Source organism: Nocardia sichangensis (assembly GCF_047200615.1).
GTDB classification, from domain to species: Bacteria; Actinomycetota; Actinomycetes; order Mycobacteriales; family Mycobacteriaceae; genus Nocardia; species Nocardia sichangensis.
In genome coordinates this window covers 1-17,563 of record NZ_JBJZOK010000030.1, presented here as the reverse complement: position 1 = coordinate 17,563, position 17,563 = coordinate 1, and the positions used below count along the sequence as shown (strand labels likewise).

Annotated in this window: 16 protein-coding genes; 9 read left to right on the top strand and 7 right to left on the bottom strand. The window is 68.4% G+C overall.

Annotated features, from left to right (window positions below; translation table 11 throughout):
* Nucleotides 1–72 precede the first annotated feature (72 nt).
* Complete coding sequence (locus ACL03I_RS31335) at nucleotides 73–630, top strand: dihydrofolate reductase family protein (RefSeq protein ID WP_355078719.1); 558 nt, start codon at nucleotides 73–75, stop codon at nucleotides 628–630.
* Nucleotides 631–793: 163 nt separating this feature from the next.
* Here the strand turns inward: ACL03I_RS31335 and ACL03I_RS31330 are convergent, their stop codons facing one another.
* Both ACL03I_RS31330 and ACL03I_RS31325 read right to left on the bottom strand, forming a co-directional pair.
* Nucleotides 794–1,738 carry a transglutaminase family protein gene (locus tag ACL03I_RS31330; protein WP_412807643.1) on the bottom strand — a complete coding sequence of 315 codons (945 nt, stop codon included), beginning with the start codon at nucleotides 1,736–1,738 and terminating at the stop codon, nucleotides 794–796.
* Complete coding sequence (locus tag ACL03I_RS31325) at nucleotides 1,735–4,824, bottom strand: circularly permuted type 2 ATP-grasp protein (protein ID WP_412807642.1); 3,090 nt, start codon at nucleotides 4,822–4,824, stop codon at nucleotides 1,735–1,737. Before ACL03I_RS31325 ends, ACL03I_RS31330 begins: the two co-directional genes overlap by 4 nt.
* A gap of 250 nt (nucleotides 4,825–5,074) precedes the next feature.
* On the opposite strand from ACL03I_RS31325, the gene ACL03I_RS31320 reads away from it, so the two are divergent.
* The gene (locus ACL03I_RS31320) at nucleotides 5,075–5,281 is read left to right on the top strand and encodes a hypothetical protein (protein WP_412807641.1); all 207 of its coding nucleotides are present in this window, start codon (nucleotides 5,075–5,077) and stop codon (nucleotides 5,279–5,281) included.
* 21 nt (nucleotides 5,282–5,302) lie between these two features.
* Nucleotides 5,303–5,947 (top strand): hypothetical protein, encoded by a 645-nt coding sequence (locus ACL03I_RS31315; RefSeq protein WP_412807640.1) that lies wholly within the window; start codon nucleotides 5,303–5,305, stop codon nucleotides 5,945–5,947.
* A gap of 6 nt (nucleotides 5,948–5,953) precedes the next feature.
* Here the strand turns inward: ACL03I_RS31315 and ACL03I_RS31310 are convergent, their stop codons facing one another.
* The 3 genes from ACL03I_RS31310 to ACL03I_RS31300 form a co-directional block, all read right to left on the bottom strand.
* Nucleotides 5,954–6,571 carry a LysE family translocator gene (locus ACL03I_RS31310; protein ID WP_412807639.1) on the bottom strand — a complete coding sequence of 206 codons (618 nt, stop codon included), beginning with the start codon at nucleotides 6,569–6,571 and terminating at the stop codon, nucleotides 5,954–5,956.
* A 63-nt stretch (nucleotides 6,572–6,634) separates the two neighbouring features.
* Nucleotides 6,635–7,243 carry a recombination mediator RecR gene (gene recR / locus ACL03I_RS31305; protein WP_067799767.1) on the bottom strand — a complete coding sequence of 203 codons (609 nt, stop codon included), beginning with the start codon at nucleotides 7,241–7,243 and terminating at the stop codon, nucleotides 6,635–6,637.
* Between the two features lie 13 nt (nucleotides 7,244–7,256).
* Nucleotides 7,257–7,592 (bottom strand): YbaB/EbfC family nucleoid-associated protein, encoded by a 336-nt coding sequence (locus ACL03I_RS31300; protein WP_355078724.1) that lies wholly within the window; start codon nucleotides 7,590–7,592, stop codon nucleotides 7,257–7,259.
* Between the two features lie 208 nt (nucleotides 7,593–7,800).
* Between ACL03I_RS31300 and ACL03I_RS31295 the strand changes: the two genes are divergently transcribed.
* From ACL03I_RS31295 to ACL03I_RS31285, 3 genes are read left to right on the top strand one after another with little or no spacing between them, the layout of a single operon-like run.
* Nucleotides 7,801–8,427, top strand: coding sequence for a hypothetical protein (locus tag ACL03I_RS31295; RefSeq protein ID WP_412807638.1), 627 nt, complete (start codon nucleotides 7,801–7,803; stop codon nucleotides 8,425–8,427).
* Nucleotides 8,428–8,478: 51 nt separating this feature from the next.
* Nucleotides 8,479–9,291 (top strand): MerR family transcriptional regulator, encoded by an 813-nt coding sequence (locus tag ACL03I_RS31290; RefSeq protein WP_364435920.1) that lies wholly within the window; start codon nucleotides 8,479–8,481, stop codon nucleotides 9,289–9,291.
* A 12-nt stretch (nucleotides 9,292–9,303) separates the two neighbouring features.
* A complete protein-coding gene (locus ACL03I_RS31285) occupies nucleotides 9,304–9,651 on the top strand; it encodes a VOC family protein (protein WP_355078727.1) in 348 nt (115 codons plus the stop codon).
* Nucleotides 9,652–9,699: 48 nt separating this feature from the next.
* Here the strand turns inward: ACL03I_RS31285 and ACL03I_RS31280 are convergent, their stop codons facing one another.
* Nucleotides 9,700–10,134: an SRPBCC family protein gene (locus tag ACL03I_RS31280; protein ID WP_355078728.1), complete on the bottom strand. Its 435-nt coding sequence runs from the start codon at nucleotides 10,132–10,134 to the stop codon at nucleotides 9,700–9,702.
* 206 nt (nucleotides 10,135–10,340) lie between these two features.
* Here ACL03I_RS31280 and ACL03I_RS31275 point away from each other — a divergent pair, with 206 nt between their 5' ends.
* Nucleotides 10,341–11,783, top strand: coding sequence for an FAD-binding oxidoreductase (locus ACL03I_RS31275; RefSeq protein WP_412807663.1), 1,443 nt, complete (start codon nucleotides 10,341–10,343; stop codon nucleotides 11,781–11,783).
* On the top strand, nucleotides 11,780–13,096 hold the full coding sequence (locus ACL03I_RS31270) for a class I SAM-dependent methyltransferase (RefSeq protein ID WP_355078729.1): 1,317 nt from the start codon (nucleotides 11,780–11,782) through the stop codon (nucleotides 13,094–13,096). The genes ACL03I_RS31275 and ACL03I_RS31270 overlap by 4 nt, the downstream gene beginning before the upstream one ends.
* A gap of 10 nt (nucleotides 13,097–13,106) precedes the next feature.
* Here the strand turns inward: ACL03I_RS31270 and ACL03I_RS31265 are convergent, their stop codons facing one another.
* Entirely contained in the window at nucleotides 13,107–16,688 is a 3,582-nt protein-coding gene (locus ACL03I_RS31265; RefSeq protein ID WP_355078730.1) for a protein kinase domain-containing protein, read from the bottom strand.
* 391 nt (nucleotides 16,689–17,079) lie between these two features.
* On the opposite strand from ACL03I_RS31265, the gene ACL03I_RS31260 reads away from it, so the two are divergent.
* The gene (locus ACL03I_RS31260; RefSeq protein WP_356963420.1) at nucleotides 17,080–17,562 is read left to right on the top strand and encodes a MarR family winged helix-turn-helix transcriptional regulator; all 483 of its coding nucleotides are present in this window, start codon (nucleotides 17,080–17,082) and stop codon (nucleotides 17,560–17,562) included.
* Nucleotide 17,563: the final 1 nt, after the last annotated feature.

Sequence of the window (17,563 nt, the reverse complement as noted above, 5' to 3'; positions counted from 1 at the left end):
CGAAGCGATGAGTTCGGGCGTGTTCGCCGGTACATACCGGTGCACAGCCACACCATCGAAAGGAATCCGGTCATGAGCGTCATCGTCTGCGAGTTCGTCACCCTCGACGGCAGAGTGTCCGACCCCGACGGCCGCGGCGGCACCGCGACCGGCGGGTGGGCCTTCCGCTACGGTCCCGAAACCGTCGGCGGTGACAAGTTCCGCCTGGCGCATGCCCTCGATGAGGGCGTGCTGCTGCTGGGCCGCCGCACCTGGGAGTTGTTCGCCACCATCTGGCCCGGACGCGACGATCCCTTCGCCACGCGCATGAACAAGGCCGCGAAACTGGTTGTCTCGCACACGCTGGCGGACACGTCGAGCTGGACGAATTCCACGCTTGTCGAAGGCGACCTCCATACGGCGGTGGAGAACGCACCCGGCGACGTCATCGTCACCGGCAGCCTGACCATCGTTCGCGCATTGCGGGAAAAGGATCTTGTCGACGAGTACCGACTGCTGATCTTCCCCACGGTCCTCGGTAGCGGTGACCGTTTGTTCGCCGATGGCGAGCCGCCCGCGGACCTCGAGTTGCTGTCGGTCGACACGGTCGGCGCAGCCGTGCTGACCCGCTACGTCCGAGCCGGGCGCTGACGACCGACGTCCGGCCGGATCGCGGACGGCGTCAACCGGACGGTCCGACCATCCGTCACCCCGCGCCACGGGCCCGAGCCGATTTGCCTGGGTTGTTCGCCTCGCCGCCGTGCCAGTCGGCGCGGTGGGCGCTCGACCTCGTCGGCGATCCGGGACCATGCCTTCACCGGCCGTATTCGCGAGCCGCGGGTAGATGGCCTGGTACACCCACCTCGGTGACGTCGACGGAGACGGTGATCGTGCTGTCCTTCGCGTCGGTGTAGATGATGCCGCGCAGCGGAGGGACGTCGGCGTAGTCGCGGCCCCAGGCGGCGGTGATGTAGCGCTCGTCGCCGAGTTGGTCGTTGGTGGGGTCGAGGTCGATCCACCGGCCCGAGCGGTCGGGTCCGTCGGCGCCGGGCACCCATACCGCCGCCCAGGCATGCGTGGCGTCGGCGCCGACCATGCGCTCCTTCCCTGGTGGTGGATCGGTGGCCAGGTAGCCGGACACGTACCGGGCGGCGAGGCCGTGCGACCGCAAGCAGGCGACCGCGAGGCGCGCGAAGTCCTGGCAGACGCCTGCGCGGGCCGCGAACACGTCGGCCACCCGGGTGGACACCGTCGTGGCGCCGGACCGGTAGGCGAAGTCGGTGTAGATCCTGGTGTTCAAATCGACCACCGCATCCAGCAGCGGCCTGCCCGGTCGGAGGGATTCAGCCGCGTACGCGACGATCTCCGACGTGATCTCCTGCGGGTGCAGGTCGAGAGCGAACTCCACGGCGAACGGCCCGTTGGCCCCCGTCGGGCGCGCGCGTTCCCACGGCTCGGCGGCCGGGCCCGCGTCGTCGCGGGCGGGCGCGTCGACTTCGACCAGCGATTCGCCGACGACCGTCAGAGCACGATGCTCGGTGGTGACGTGGAAGTAGGACGTGATGTTGCCCCACACATCCGCGCCGACCGACCGGTCCGAGGGGGCGGGGTCGATCCGGATCTCGTGCGCGAGCAGACGCTGACCGGGGAGATCGCGCGGCGTCAAGTACGCGCGCCCATAGGAGTTGATGACTTCGCCGGAGTACGAGTACTTGGTGCGATGCTCGATCCGGTAGCGCCGGACCGCACGGCCGGTCATCCGACGACCTGCGCGCTGCCCCACAGCGGCTGGATGTCGACCGGGAGCGACAGCGTCGTGGTCTCGAAGGACTCGGATACCTTGCGCAGGCGCACGTGCACTCCCTCCAGCAACTCCGCCAGTTCGGTGCGCCGTTCGTTCGCGTCGGTGACCTCGAGATCGTCGGGATCGAGGCGGCGCAGCATGCGCCGCGCGTCCGCGAGCAGCCGCTGCGGACGCGACGAGCCGGACGCACCGGGCAGCGCCTGGAAATCGGCGTGCAGGCGGCCCAGCTGATAGGCCAGCGATCGCGGATTGGCGGTGTCGAACAGCAGGAGCTCGGCGACGTTCGCGATCCGCACCGAATCCTGGTGGCGCCGACGATAACTCACCGAGGACTCGGTGGCGCGCAGCACCCATTCGGTGACCTCGCGTTCGATCTCCTCCGGATACCGTTGGGTCAGCGCGGCCGACAGCAACGCGGTCAGGGCGAGACCGCGCTCGATCCGCTTACCGATGTCCCTGACGTGCCACCCGGTGTCGCGGATCAGCGACTCGCCGTCGATCCCGGACAGCGCGAGCAGCCCGGCCAGGGTTCGCGAATGCACATCCGACAACTCCGCCTCTTGGTCGTCCACCGCGGCGGGGTAGCACGCCAGCGCGCGCTCGACCGAGCCGAGGATCATCCACGTGTCCACCGACAACTGGTCGCGCACGGCGCGCGCGGCGCTGCCGTACCGGTCGATCGCGAAGGCCAGCGATCCGGGCAGCTCGCGGTCTATCGTCAGTGCGACGAGGTAGTCGTGGCCCGCGCGGGACGCGCCCGGCACCCGGTGTACCGCCGGAGCGCTGTCCTGCGCCGCACCGGTGGCCACGCCGTCGTCCGCCCCTTCGGCGACGGCCTCCACACCATCCGTAACCTGTTGTCGCGCTCCGGCTCCGGCCATCGCTTCGTTCCGGGCCACGGCATCGTGATGCTCAATGTGCTTCGAACCAGTTTCTCCCCCAGCGTCTTCCGGCATTCCCGATCCGGATGGCGCGGCAGCCGAGAATTTTTCGTCTGTCCCGTGGCCGGAAAATCGTGACCGGACCGGCACCGAATTCCCCTGCGCGCACTCGCCCGCACCGGGCGATGCCGGAGCATCACCAGAATCCGGAAACGATCCGGCCGCAGCGTGCGACCGCTCGTCGCCGTACTGCGCCACACCTTCGTCGACGCCGGCACCCGACGGAGCGAGCAGGCCGCGATCGACCGAACTCTGCTGCGGCGCAAAGGCTCGCACCTCGGGACCGAACAGCCCGTCGGTCGGAGCCGCGGTGGCGGTGGTCCGTCCGAGGGCGGCCAAGAGGATCGGTAACGCGCCCGCGCCTTCCAGCCAGGGGCGATACCGGAACTCTTGGTAACGCTCGTGGGTGGCGATCAAGAGACGGGCGGTGTCCTCCGCGCGCTCGCCGTAGCGGCCGATCCAGAACAGGTCGTTGAGCACGCGGGGGGAGCTGATCCCCGCCACGACCGGAGCGGTGCGCCGCGGCTCGCGCGACGGCTCGGTGCTGATCGCGGCGGCGGCCGTCGGCGCGGCCCGCACCCAGATGTCCTTGGCGGCGACTTTCCGCGCGGCGCGATCGGTCGTGCGCTGACGTAGCTGGCCGAGACCGCCGGACATCACGGTGTAGCCGCGCCGATGGGCGAGCGAGAACAATCGCATGCCGACCGGAGCCGCGGCGAGTCCGTCGTGCTCGCGGATGGCGGGCGCGACGGAGAACTGCGCCGGTTCCTGGCCAACCCATTGCCATCCGTGCGCATCGATCCGCGCCTTCATCTCGTCGCGCTGCCGCCGACTCAGTTCAGGGCCGAACAGCGTGGCGCCGTCGACCGCCGAGCGAACGATCAGCTTGTCCAGATTCGCGATCAGATGTCCGCGCTCCCGTTCATGACCACCCCAGTACGACGGCGCGTTCTCCAGCAACAGGTCCGCACCGAGCAGTGCGCGCGACAGGGCGGGCAGGAATCCGGCCAGCGCGGGATTCTCCAGCAGCCCGCTGCCGAGCGTGTTCACCACCGTCACCGCGCCGCGGCGCAGCACCTCGACCAGTCCCACCACGCCCAGCCGCGAATCCGGCCGCAGGTCCAGCGGATCGGAGAATTCGGCGCCCACCCGGCGCAGCACCACGTCCACCCGCTTCAGCGTGCCGAGCGACCGCATCCACAGCGCGCCGTCGCGCACCACCAGATCGGCGCTCTCAACCAGCGGAAAGCCGAGTGTGGAGGCGAGATAGGCCTGATCGAACGCGGTCTCGGAATGCACGCCTGGACTGAGCACGACGACCACCGGTTCGTCGTCGTCGGTCTGCGCGGATTCGATCAGCATCAATCGCATCGCCCTGGCGAAGGGTGTCAGCGGACGCGGATTCGCGTGCTCGAATGCCTCCGGGATCGCGGTCGACACGACCCTGCGGTCGGCCAGCGCGTATCCGGCGCCGGACGGCGCCTGCGCCCAGTCGGCGAGCACCCGGAACCGGCCGTCGCCCCAGCGACTGAGATCGCAGGCGTGCAGGAAGAGTTGGTGCCGCCCCGGCACGGTGATGCCGTGCGCGGCTCGTACGTAGCCGCGATTACCGAACACGACTTCCGGCGGGAGCAGTCCCGAGGCGAGCGTCCTGCGTGGACCGTAGATGTCGGTGAGCACCTCGTCGAACACGCGGGAGCGCTGTTCCAGCCCGGCCTCCAGCCGGGTCCAATCGTCCGCGGCGACCGGCAAGGGAATCGGATCGAGGCGCCACGGCGCAGGCGTGTTCTCGGCCGACGCGCCTGCCTCGAGGTAGGTGATGCCGTCGTCGTCGATCAGCCTGCGCACCCGGCTGTCCAGCTTGCCCAAACCGTCCCCGCCGAGTTCGGCGAAGTCGGCGGACAGTTGCGACCACACCCGGCGCACCTTGCCGTCGGCGTCGACCAATTCGTCGTAGTAGCCCGCGACCGGCGCGCCGCACTCGTCGTAGGCGGCGGTGGCAGAAGCATCTTCGCGGTAGCGCGCGACCTGTTCCCGCACGGTGGTCGCGGTATCTCGCCGCTCATCGCGCAACGTCACCGCCGACCTCACTTCCGCCATCCATGCCCAACGGTCGCCGAATGCTTCCCGTGCGGTCCGGAAACCTTGTGCCGGACACCCGCATCAGTGGTCTTTGCGGCCATTTTCGCATGTAGCAGGGGCCATAACGGGTAAAACGCTGTGCGGCGACAACTGTTTGCCCAACATTTGCTCAACATCGGGCGCGGCGACACACGGTCCCGGGTCCCACCGTGGCGCCCGCACCGGTGGTATCACCGAACGACGACAACGATCTCGTCAGGAGGTCATTATGCGTAGATCAGACTGTTCGTCTTGCGAATCCGCGTTCGACCACTGCCACGGAACCCTGATCGTGCACGTGAGCCGGATCGCCGAATGCACCGACGAACACTGCCTGGAGCTCAGCCACGCCAGGCACGCCTTCGTCCTCGATTGCCGAAACCTCGCGGGCGGCTGCCGGTGTGGCGACGGCCAGACGGCCCGGCGCCGCGCCTGAGCGGTTCCGTACCCTGGCCCGGTGAGCTATGACCACGTGTTGCTGCCGTCCGGTGTCGCATCGTCGATCGCGGAGGTCGACGCCTACCTGAGCACCCAGCAGGGCGTCCCCCAGTCGGGGGCGGTCGCGCAGATCGCGGCCGAACTGAACAGACGCAACGCGGAACTGCCCGAGGAGGACAACTTCCTCAGCACCGTGCCGGTCGGCGGCGCGGCCACCGGTGCGGCACTGCACGTGCCGTGCCCCTACGACGCGGTCGGCTTCGTCCGCCACTTGCTGTTCGAACTCGCCACACCGCTGAACTATGCCGTCTACGACCCGCAACTGGCCTGGCTGATCGATCCCGCCGAGCACGTCGAGGCCATCGTCACGCACGGCGGCGCGGGCGAGTTCCCGTACCTGACCGAAGCGCTGGTCCAGCAGTGGATTCCGGAGCTGGCCCCGCCCAACCCGTACCTCGTCGTCGAACGCGGCGAGCAGTTCTACATCCAGACCTACCGGGAGAACTCCGGCGCCTACACCGTGGAATACCGGGACGGCTCCCCCGACAAGCATTTCGGCACAACCATCTCCGATCCCGCCACTGTAGCCGCCCTCATCTGGGGCTGGGCCAACGACGACCGCAGCCGGTTCCCCGGCCTGCCCTGGTCGCGCGTCGACCTCTGAACCCGGTCACTGGTTCTGGGTGGCCAACCGGCCCGCCAGCGCGAGGAACGACGCGCCGAAGACCCGGCGCATCCAGGTGACCACGACGGGACGGGAAATGGCCTGGTCGCGGACGGCGGCGGCACACGCGCCGTACACCGCGAACACCACCAGGGTGGCGAGCATGAAGATGCCGCTCAGTTCGAGCATGCGCGCCAGTGCGTTCGGCGCGCCGCCGGGCACGAACTGCGGCAGGAACGCGAAGAAGAAGATGGTCAGCTTGGGGTTGAGGAGGTTCAGCAGCACCGCCGAGGTGATCACCTTCCGCGCCGAGGGTGCGGTGCGCCCGGTCTGTTCCGGCACGGCGAGCGCGCCCTTGTCCCGGAACGTGGTCCAGGCCATGTACACCAGATAGCCGACGCCGAGGTACTTCAGCGTCTGGAACGCGACCGCGCTGGCGTTGAGCAGCGCGGCCAGACCCGTGATCGCCGCGATCATGTGCGGAACGATGCCGAGCGTGCAGCCGAAGGCCGCGATCACCGCGGCGCGCACACCGCGAGACAGTCCCGCCGCCAACGTGAACAGCACACCGGTGCCGGGGGTGGCGACGATGACGAGCGTCGTCAGCACGAATTCGATGCTCATCCCCGACACGGTAACGCACGCCCGGCGCGGCGCAATCCCCGTCGCGGGAGGCGTTTTCGCGAGCTATAGCGCGCGGCGGCCGGACAGCGCGCGCCCGAGGGTGAGCTCGTCGGCGAATTCGAGGTCGCCGCCCATCGGCAGGCCCGAGGCCAGCCTGGTCACACTCAGACCCGGGAAGTCGCGCAGCATCCGGACCAGGTAGGTGGCGGTGGCCTCGCCCTCGGTGTTCGGGTCCGTCGCGATGATCACCTCGCTGACGTCGACGCCGTCCTCCTGGTTTCCGATACGCGCCAGGAGTTCCCGGATCCGCAGCTGGTCGGGGCCGATACCGCTGAGCGGATCGAGCGCGCCGCCGAGCACGTGGTAGCGACCGCGGAACTCCCTGGTGCGCTCGATCGCCTGCACGTCCTTGGGTTCCTCGACCACGCAGATCATGGTCCGGTCCCGGCGCGGGTCGGCGCAGATGCGGCACAGCTCGCCGTCGGACACCGTTCCGCATGTCACGCAGAACTGCACCCCGTCACGCACCTTCTGCAGCGCGGCCTGCAGCCGATCGATCTCCGGCGGCTCCACCTGGAGCAGATGAAAGGCGATGCGCTGCGCGCTCTTCGGACCGACGCCGGGCAGCTTGCCCAATTCGTCGATCAGATCCTGGACCGGACCCTCGTACAACTGCTGCCTCGGCTCAGAAACCGGGCAGCGAACCGCCGCCGCCGAAGCCACCGGACAGGGGTCCGAGCCGTTCGGCGGCGATGCGCTGCGCGTTGGCCATCGCGTCGTTGACCGCACCGATGACCAAATCCTGCAATGTCTCGACATCGTCGGGATCCACGGCCTTCGGGTCGATGGTCAGCGACACCACCTCACCGCTCGCCTTCAGCCTGACCTGCACCAAGCCACCGCCGGCAGCGCCGTCCACCTCGGTCGCCGCGATCTCGGCCTGGGCTTCCATCACCGCCTGCTGCATCTGCTGCGCCTGGGCGAGCAACTGTTGCATATCGAACTGGCCACCTGGCTGCACGGGAGCGTCCTCTCTGAAGAAGGTGTCACGGGCCAGCCTAGTCCTGCCGCGGCCGGTCCCCGGCGCGGCCCGACGGTCCCAGGTCCGCGGCGCAGGACGGATAACAGCGCGCATGGCGGATAACAGGTTGGGTAGTTCCGATCGGAACCGACCATGCGCGCCTTACCATCGACACCGAGTCGGAAAGCGGTGTGCAAATCTGGAGCCAATGATGATCGCAGTTCGTGCACGTTTCCTGAGCACCCTGGTGCTCACGCTCGGTGTTCCCAGCATCTTTCTCGGCGCAGCGGCGTCCGCGGATACGGAGATCACCGACACGCCCGGAGTGATCGACACGCAAGGGGCAGACGAGCCCCAGACGACCCCGGCGGTCGCCGACTACGGGGGCGGCTGCGTCCTCTACCCGGACGACAAGGCCGCGACGCTCGATTCGCTGCGTTCCCGGTGCTCGCCGGAGCAGCAGGACGCGATCTTCCGCGCCGCACCGCTCGGCGCCGTTCCGGTCGGCGTGAAATCGGGCTGGGTCACTCGGCCGCCGATCATGCAGGCCATCGCGCCCCCGCTGTGGATCGGCAAGACCTTCTACACCGGCCCGGACGGCGGCTTCCTGATGAACCGCCTCACCGGTGCGGGCTTCGAGGCCTGGGGCGCCGACGTCTACGTCGCGCCCGCCCTGACCGATGGGCAGCCGACCTGGGCACTGAACTACGCGCCCTCGCCGACGCCGCAGGTCTACGACGAGATCCGGGAAGTCACTCCCGGTGTGTGGTTCGGCTACTCGTGGTGGCGCGGCATGTTCCAGACCACCCTGCTGCTGACCTTCGCGCTCGCCTGAACAGCGGGTGTCGTTTGACCCTCCCGTCACTGGAGGGTGTTGGCTGGTGCCATGACGGCCACCGTCCCCATCGGGGAATTCTCCAGGCTGAGCAATCTCAGCGTGAAGACGTTGCGCTACTACCACGAGATCGGTCTGCTCGCTCCGGCCGGCATAGACGCGAGTTCGGGCTATCGGCGGTACGCGACGGCGCAGGTGACGCAGGCACAGTTGATCCGGCGGCTGCGCGAGCTGGACATGCCGGTTCCGGAGATCCGCGCCGTGCTGGCCGCGCCGGACGAGAACACCCGTGACGCCACGCTGCGGGCGCATCTGGAGCGCATGGAAGCCGAGCTGACCCGCACCCGCGCGGTCGTGGCCTCGTTGCGCGCGCTGCTGACGCCATCGGCTCCGATCGCCGTGGAGTATCGCGTGGTCGGGGCGTTCCCGGCGGCGGCGATCGGCGCGACGGTGGCGCGCGAACACATCGGCGAGTGGTGCGCTTCGACGTTCCAGGCGTTGTACGAGTCGCTGGCCGCCGCGAGCATCGCGCCTGCGGGCGTCGCCGGCGCCACCTACAGCACCGACTTCTTCGAGCAGGACGAAGGCGAAGTAGTCGCGTTCGTCCCAGTCGCCGACACGGATGTGGTGCTGCCGGCAATGCTTTCACTCATCGAGCTACCCGCGCGCCGTTTCGCCGTCGCCGTGCACGAGGGCCCGTTCGACGATTTCGACCGGACCTACGGCGCACTGGGCAGTCACGTCGCCGAACACGCTGTCGCGCTGCCCGAGCCGATCCGCGAGATGTACCTGCTCGGACCGGACACGTCCGATGAACCCGCCGGCTACCGGACCGAAGTGTGCTGGCCCGTCGCCCAACCATAAAAGGAGATATCCATGACGATCTCGATCGCCCACGTCACCATCGATTGTGCGAACGCGGGCGCGCTCGCCGAATTCTGGTCACAGTTGCTGGAGACGCCCGTCGATCCCGACCCCACCCCGGAGTTCGCCACCGTCGGCCGGACCGCGGACGCCGCGACCCCGCTGATGTTCATCCGCGTGCCCGACAAGAACCCCGGCAAGAACGTCATCCACCTCGACCTGCTCGCTTCCGGCCGGGACGAGGTCGCGCGCGCGATCGATCTCGGCGCGAAGCACGTCGCCGACTTCGACGAGTGGGGCATGAAGTGGACGACGCTGGCCGATCCCGAGGGGAACCTCTTCGACATCGCGGCCGAATAGACCGAGCAGACCGCGACGACGGCCATGGCCGTCGTCGCGGCCGTACGATCAGGCCAGTTCGCGCTGGAGGTTGCCGAGCACCTCGGCCTGGATCTTCTTCAGGCCGAGCGGCGCGAAGATGCCCTCGAAGATGCCCGCGACGCCGCCCGCGCCCTTCCACGTGGTGCGCAGCGTGACTCGCGCGCCCGCGCCCTCCGGGGTGACGGTCCAGGTGTTCACCAAGGTCGAATTCGAGTCGCGCTCGGTGACAATGGAATCGGACACCGAGACGACCGCGTGCACGTTGCGCGAGCGCTTCTCGGTGGCCTGCAACGTCCATTCCGCGACGGTGCCCGCGCCCTTGCCCCCTTCGACCACCTTGTAGTCGCGGTAGTGCGACGAAAGGATGCGCGGACGCACCGTGTCGTAGTCGGCGATGGCCTCCAGCGCGCGCTGCGGATCCGCCGCCACGTCGATCGAACTACTGGCGCTGACCTGTCCCACAATGAGCTCCTTGTCCGGATGCGGTGTCTCGACGGATCTCCATCCTGCCCTGTCGGCCCCGGATGATAACGGCGAGGGCGGAGCGTGTGGCGAACTTCTCCGGACGATTCGGTATTCCATTTCGCAACATATGCGTGACATTTCTCCACGACCGAGACCTCGCGGTGGCCCCGCCGTATGGTCCGTACTAGCGTCGAGGGGTGGCAGTGAGTCTGTTGGGGAAGGCCGGACACGCACCGGCCGCACGCGAATCAGGATTTGCCGCGCATCGAGCCGGCGTGGATCGCCTTCTGGCGAGTTACCGCGCCATACCCGAGCACGCCAACGTCCGTTTGGCCAAGAAGACCTCGAACCTTTTCCGCGCCAGGGCGAAGAACACCGCGCCCGGCCTCGATGTCTCGGGGCTGACCAGGGTGATCGCGGTCGACCCCGTGGCGAGGACCGCCGACGTCGCTGGCATGACCACCTACGAGGAGCTGGTCGCCGCCACCCTCCCGTACGGGCTCGCGCCGCTGGTCGTTCCCCAGCTCAAGACCATCACGCTGGGCGGAGCGGTCACCGGCCTCGGCATCGAGTCCACCTCCTTCCGCAGCGGTTTGCCGCACGAGTCGGTGCTGGAGATGGACGTGCTGACCGGCGCGGGCGAGATCCTCACCGCCACGCCGGACAACGAGCACGCCGATCTGTTCCGCGGCTTCCCGAATTCCTACGGGACGCTGGGTTACACGGTCCGGCTGAAGATCGAGCTGGAAGAAGTACAACCGTACGTCGCGCTGCGGCACGTTCGCTTCCGGGACCTGCGCGAACTGGAGGCCACCCTCGCGACGATCGTCACGGATCGGGTCTATGAGGACGAGCCCGTGGACTACCTCGACGGCGTCGTCTTCTCCGCCGAGGAGAGCTATCTGACGCTGGGCCGCCGCACCGACGAGCCGGGCCCGGTCAGCGACTACACCGGGATGGACATCTACTACCGGTCCATCCAGCACGAGGGCGAAACGCCCAAACGCGACCGCCTGACCATCCACGACTACCTGTGGCGCTGGGACACCGACTGGTTCTGGTGCTCCCGCGCCTTCGGCACGCAGAATCCGAGGATCCGCCGGTTCTGGCCGAAGCGCTATCGGCGCAGCAGCTTCTATTGGAAGCTGGTTGCGCTCGATCACAAGTACGACATCGGCGACAAGCTGGAGGCTCGCAAGGGCAACCCCCCGCGTGAGCGGGTCGTGCAGGACATCGAGGTGCCGGTGGACCGCACCGCCGACTTCGTGGAGTGGTTCCTGCGCGAGATTCCGATCGAGCCGATCTGGCTGTGCCCGCTGCGTTTGCGCGAGACCGGCCGCACGCAGCGGCCCGGGGAACGCGCTTGGCCGCTGTATCCCCTGGAGCCGGACCGGACCTACGTGAACGTCGGATTCTGGTCGGCCGTGCCCACCGCTCCCGGGCAGCAGGAGGGCGCGGCCAACCGCGCGATCGAGCACAAAGTGACCGAATTCGACGGTCATAAGTCGCTGTACTCGGATTCCTTCTACGACAAGGATGAGTTCGCGGCGCTCTACGGCGGAAACACCTACACCGAACTGAAAAAACGCTACGACCCGAACCAGCGCCTGCTGGATTTGTATTCGAAGGCGGTGCAACGCAAATGACGACATTCAAGGACCGTTCCGATGTCTTCGCCGATCTCGGAACCAAACTCAGCATTGCCGAGATCTTCGAGACCCTCGTCGAGGGCGAAGTCCCGATCCGGTTGACGGCCTACGACGGCAGCGCCACCGGACCGGAGGACTCGGAGTTCGCGCTGGACATCCGGACTCCGCGTGGCATCAACTACCTGGCCACGGCCCCCGGCGACCTGGGCATGGCGCGCGCCTACATCGCAGGCGACATGACCGCCAGCGGGGTGCACCCGGGTGATCCGTACGCGATCCTGAAGGCGATGGACAGCTTGAAGTTCCGCCGTCCGTCCGCGCTGGCCCTGGTGACCATCGCGCGCTCGCTGGGCTGGGAGCGGCTCAAGCCGGTCGCCCCGCCGCCGCAGGAGACGCTGCCGCGCTGGCGGCGGATCGCCTTCGAGGGACTGCGCCACTCCAAGACGCGCGATGCCGAAGCCATCCACCACCACTACGACGTCTCGAACGCCTTCTACGAGCATGTGCTCGGCCCGTCGATGACCTACACCTGTGCGACCTACGGCGACGAGAGCTGGACGCTCGAGCAGGCGCAGGAGAACAAGTACCGCCTGGTGTTCGAGAAGCTGCGCTTGAAGGAGGGTGACCGGCTGCTCGACATCGGCTGCGGCTGGGGCGGCATGGTGCGCTACGCCGCCAAGCGCGGCGTCAAGGTCATCGGCGCGACGCTCTCGGCCGAGCAGGCGGATTGGGCGCAGAAGAAGATCGCCGAGGAGGGCCTGGCCGAGCTGGCCGAAGTGCGGCACTCCGACTATCGCGACGTGCCGGAGGGCGAGTTCGACGCGGTGTCCTCGATCGGGCTCACCGAGCACATCGGGGTGCACAACTACCCGTACTACTTCGACTACATCAAGAACAAGCTGCGCGACGGCGGCCTGTTCCTGAACCACTGCATCACTCGCCCGGACAACACCCGCACCACCAAGGCGGGCGATTTCATCGACCGCTACGTGTTCCCGGACGGCGAGCTGATCGGCTCCGGCCGGATCATCTCCGAGATCCAGAACATCGGGCTCGAAGTGCTGCACGAGGAGAACCTGCGCGAGCACTACGCCCTGACTCTGCACGAATGGTGCAAGAACCTGGTCGCCAACTGGGACGCCTGCGTCGCGGAGGTCGGCGAGGGCACCGCGAAGGTGTGGGGCCTGTATATGGCGGGCTGCCGACTGGGCTTCCAGCGCAACGTGGTGCAGCTGCACCAGGTGCTCGGCGTCAAGTTGCCCGCCGACGGCGACTGGACCGTACCGCTGCGCCCGTGGTGGCAGCCGTAGACCGGGACGTTCAGAAGGCGTTGCTGCCCGCCTCGTTCAGGAGTTCATCCAGGAACGGGGCGGGCAGTTCGACGTCGCCGACCTGCGCGGAGGCGGGCAGGTCGGCGCGCAGCACGCGCAGGATGCCGACCACGCCGGGGCCCGCGTCCAGCAGCGGCCTGGTCCAGCCGAGGTCGGCGCAGGTCGCGACGGCGGGCAGCAGCAGGTTGGTGGCCTCACCGACCCAGCCCGCGGTGGCCAGACATTCCGCGAGGAGCAGCGCGGCGTCCAATTGAGCGCGCGGGCGGTGCTTCTGGCGGGTGTGGTCGGACAGCGCGCGGGCGCGGCGCACCGCCCGGTCGTCGGAGCCGAGCCGGCGTTCGGCGAGCAGTGCGCGGATGGCGGCGAGTTCCTCGGCTTCGGCGGTGAGCAGGGCGGCGCCGGTCAGCCGATGCGCCGCCTGGAGCGGCGTGGATTCACTGAGGTCGGTGTAGCGGCGATCCGCGGACTCCAGCGCCATGCCCAGACGCAGCCGTTCGGCCCGGATATGGGCGGCCAGCCGGGGCAGTCGGTTGTCGGCGGCGATGCGCGCGCCCTCGTCCAGCCGCGTTGCCGCGGTGAACAGATCTCCCCCGACCGCCTTGACCCGGGCGCCGACGACGAAGGTGGAGATCAGGAAGTCCACCGGACCGACCCGGGTGACCAGCTCGTGACTTTCGTCGAGCAGCCGGTCGGCGGTCGCCAGATCGCCCCTGCGGTAGCTCATCTCGCCCAGCAGCGCCGCGGCGACCCGCACCGCGTGCGAGCGCGGTCCCGAGCGTTCCCGCGCGAAGTCCCAGGCCTGCTGGAAACAGCGCGTGGCGGTGTCCACGTCGAGTTGCTCGTAGGCGGCGGCGCCCTGGCCGCAGCGACCGAACACCAGGCCGAGCGAATCCTTCGAGCGTTCGTGGTACTCCTCGGCCCACTCCTGGATGTTCCTCGCGCCCTCGAAGTCGAACTCGCACAGGCGCACGAAGGATGTCAGGTTGGCCGCCGTCGAGACCGTCCACACGGGTAGATCGTCCGGCTCCCGCAGACAGTCGGCGACTCGATCCAGCACGCCATCGGTGTGGTCGCGCGCGATCTGGTCGGAGGCGGCGAGCACGGCCGCCTGGCAGCGCTGCACCCGCACATCGGCGTCGCCGGTGGACCCGCGGGCCAAGATGTTGGACAGCCTGCCCAGGGCGTTGCGCGCCGCGCCGGACTGCTGCAGGTTGACGTTCGCCCTGGCCACCGCCATCAGCAACTTCGAGCGCGACGCCACCTGCTGCATCGGCAGCTTCGACACGCTGCCCAGCAGTGTGGCGAGCCGGGAACCGTCGATCAGGTCCATCCCGCCACCCTCGAGCAGGTCCAGCGCCATCTTCAGATCGGTCGCGGCCAGCGCGTGGTCGACCGACTTGCGCAGCAGCTGGTGTTCGGCGTACCAGCGCGAAGCCTTGCGGTGCAGCGACTTCAGCTTCCCCGGGTGGACGCGGTCGAGCCGGGTCCGCAGGTGCTCTGCGAACAGCGGCTGCATCCGGAACCACTCGGGGTCGTGCTCGATGCGCCGCAGGAACAGCTCACGCTGCTCGGCCTGCTCGAGCAGCTGCTCGGCATCCGGCTCCCCGGACAACGCCGCGGCGAGCGAACCGCACACCCGCTCGGTCACCGCGATCGACATCAGGAACTCGAGCATCTTCGGTTCCAAAGTGTCCAAGACGTTCTCGGCGAGGTATTCGCGAATGCCGTGGTTGCCTTCGGAGAGGGTGGCGATCAGCTGAGCTGGGTCGGCGTTGCCACGCAAGGACAGGCCCACCAATTGGATAGCCGCGGGCCAGCCGTCGGTGGCGGTGTGGATTTCGGTGACCTGTTCCGGCGTCAGGTCGAAGCCGTTGCGCTCCACCAGGATCTGCCTGGTCTCCGCCTCGTTGAGGCGCAGCGCGGCCGAGCCGATCTCGACCAGTTCGTCGTGCACTCGCATGCGGCTGGTCGGCAGGCCGGACTGTTCCCGGCTGGTCACGACGAAACGCAGGTGGTGGCAGCAGTTGTCCAGCAGAGCTTCCATCGCGCGATGCGCGCCCGCGTCGGTGATCCGCTGCCAGTCCTCGACGATCACCACGACCGTCCTGCCCGCCGCGTGGATCTCGTCGATGAGCGTGGGAATCACGAAAGCGGCCGCGTCGGCGGGCCGTTCCTCCAGTACCTGGTCCAGACCGGCGCCGACGTCCGGATGCACCCGGCGGATGGCCTGGATCAGATGGGCGAGCAGCCAGATCTCGTTGTCGTCGTCCCGGTCGATGCCGATCCAGGCGACCGCGGTGTCACCTTCGCTGAGCTCGGCGCGCCACTGCGCGGCCAGCGTGCTCTTGCCGAAGCCCGCGGGCGCGTGGATCACTGCCAACCTGCGCCGCCCGCCCGCGCGCAGGATGTCCAGCAGACGCGGCCGTGGAATCGGCTCTCGCGTGGGCGTGGGCGGCCAGAACTTGGTCACGGCCGTCGGCGGCGTCGCCGGCACGACCGCCGGATGCTGGGAGACGGCGGGCCGTAGCGTCAACGGCCAGCTGCGCCGCGCGGTGACCGCGGGACGGGAGGCGGTCCACACCGCGGTCGGTTCGCCCACGGCTGCCGGGGTGGTCGTTTCGGGCTCCGGCGTGGTCTCCAGCAGCGCCATCTCGTCCGGCAACTGATCGTGGCCGCGCTGCACCGCGCGCAGCATTTCGCCGAACTCGTAGGCGCTGGCCGGGCGATCCCGCGGATTCGGGGACATGGCCTGTTCGATGACGCCGGCGACATCCGGCGGAATGTCCTGTTCACGCAGATCGGGCACCGGCTGGGTGGTGATCCGCAGGAACTGCGCGACCACCCGCTCGCCCGCCTGCCGCTCGAAGGCCGCGTGCCCGGTGAGCAAGGCGAACAACGTCGAGCCGAGGCCGTAGACGTCGGAACGGATGGTCGGCTCGTCACCTTTGAGGACCTCCGGCGCGGTGAACGCGGGCGAGCCGGTGATCATGCTGCTGGACGTGCGGAACCCGCCCGGGATGCGGGCGATGCCGAAATCCGTCAGCTGCGGCTCGCCGTAACCACTGAGCAGCACATTCGCCGGTTTCACGTCGCGGTGCAGGATTCGGGCGCGGTGCGCGCTCTCGATGGCTCCTGCCAGCTTGACGCCTGCTCGTAGCGAGTCCGCCCAGGTCAATGGGCCTTGATCGCGAATCAGCTTTTCCAGTGACCCGTGGGTGCAGTAGGGCATGACGATGAGCGGCATTCCGGTTGCCGTCACGTCCACCTGGAGTATGTCGACGATGTTCGGGTGGCCGGAGAGCCTGCCCATGGCCTGTTCCTCGCGCAGGAACCGCTCTCTGCTCTCCTGGTCGATCTCCGAGGGGAGCACCTTCACCGCGACCACCCGGTCCAGCGCGGTCTGGATGCAGCGATACACCACCCCGAATCCGCCGCGGCCGATCTCCACCGCACCGGACAGGCCCATCGCCTCCAGTTCGTCGGCGATGTCGACGGGCGGCTGCCGTTGCGTCTTCGCCTCGGCCGCAGGGGATTCGGGGCGCACCCGGCCCGAACGCGTCTGTGGATTCATGTGATCACCTCGAACACTCACATCGAATCGGCGACATCGGCGACCAACTCCGCGCCGACCGCCGGACGCCGTGTCCGATATGCCTGCGCATACTCCAACGTAGCGCGGTGCGGTATCACGCGGGTGACGTTTCCGAACAGGTCGGGTGTGTTCCGAATCCGCGTGTTTCGCGCCGCTGAGCGGTTTCGGCGCCGATGCCGCCTTGGTTGTGACCACCGCCACTTCAGGTCCACATGAGCGGATACCCCGAGGCGATTCGACCAACCACCTCGGCTACGGGAACCCGGGTCGGCGCGGTGGTGACCTGCCGTGATATTTTACTTCTTCAGAGATCTTTCTTCTTTGTAGAACTATCTTTATACGAGCAGACATTAGGTGCGGAGGAATACCCGTGTCGACACCTGAACCCGACCGCGAGGCCACGGCGCCCGGACTCCGCGCCGACGCCCGCGAGATCTACCGGCGCTACCTGAGCGCGGTCATGCTGCACGGACAAGCCGGGGCGCGGGCGGTCGATCTGGGCGCCACCGATCTGTACGCGCTCAACATCCTCGAACTGGCCGGGCCGATGACGCCGGGCGAACTCGGCGCGCGCAGCGGTCTGACCACCGGCCCGACCACCCGGCTGATCGACCGCCTGGAGGACGCGGGCTACGTGCGCCGCGCGCCGGTCCCCGGCGACCGCCGGAAGGTGATCGTCGAATTGATCGGCAAGCCAGCCGATCTCGACGAGGTGCTCGCTCCCGCACGGCAGCGCATCGGCGAGATCATCGGCGGCTACGCACCCGAACAGCGCGAGGTGCTGTTCGACTACTTCACCAGGGCGGCTGCCGCGTACCAGGCCGCCGCCGAGGAGCTGCGTGGCACGGACTAGG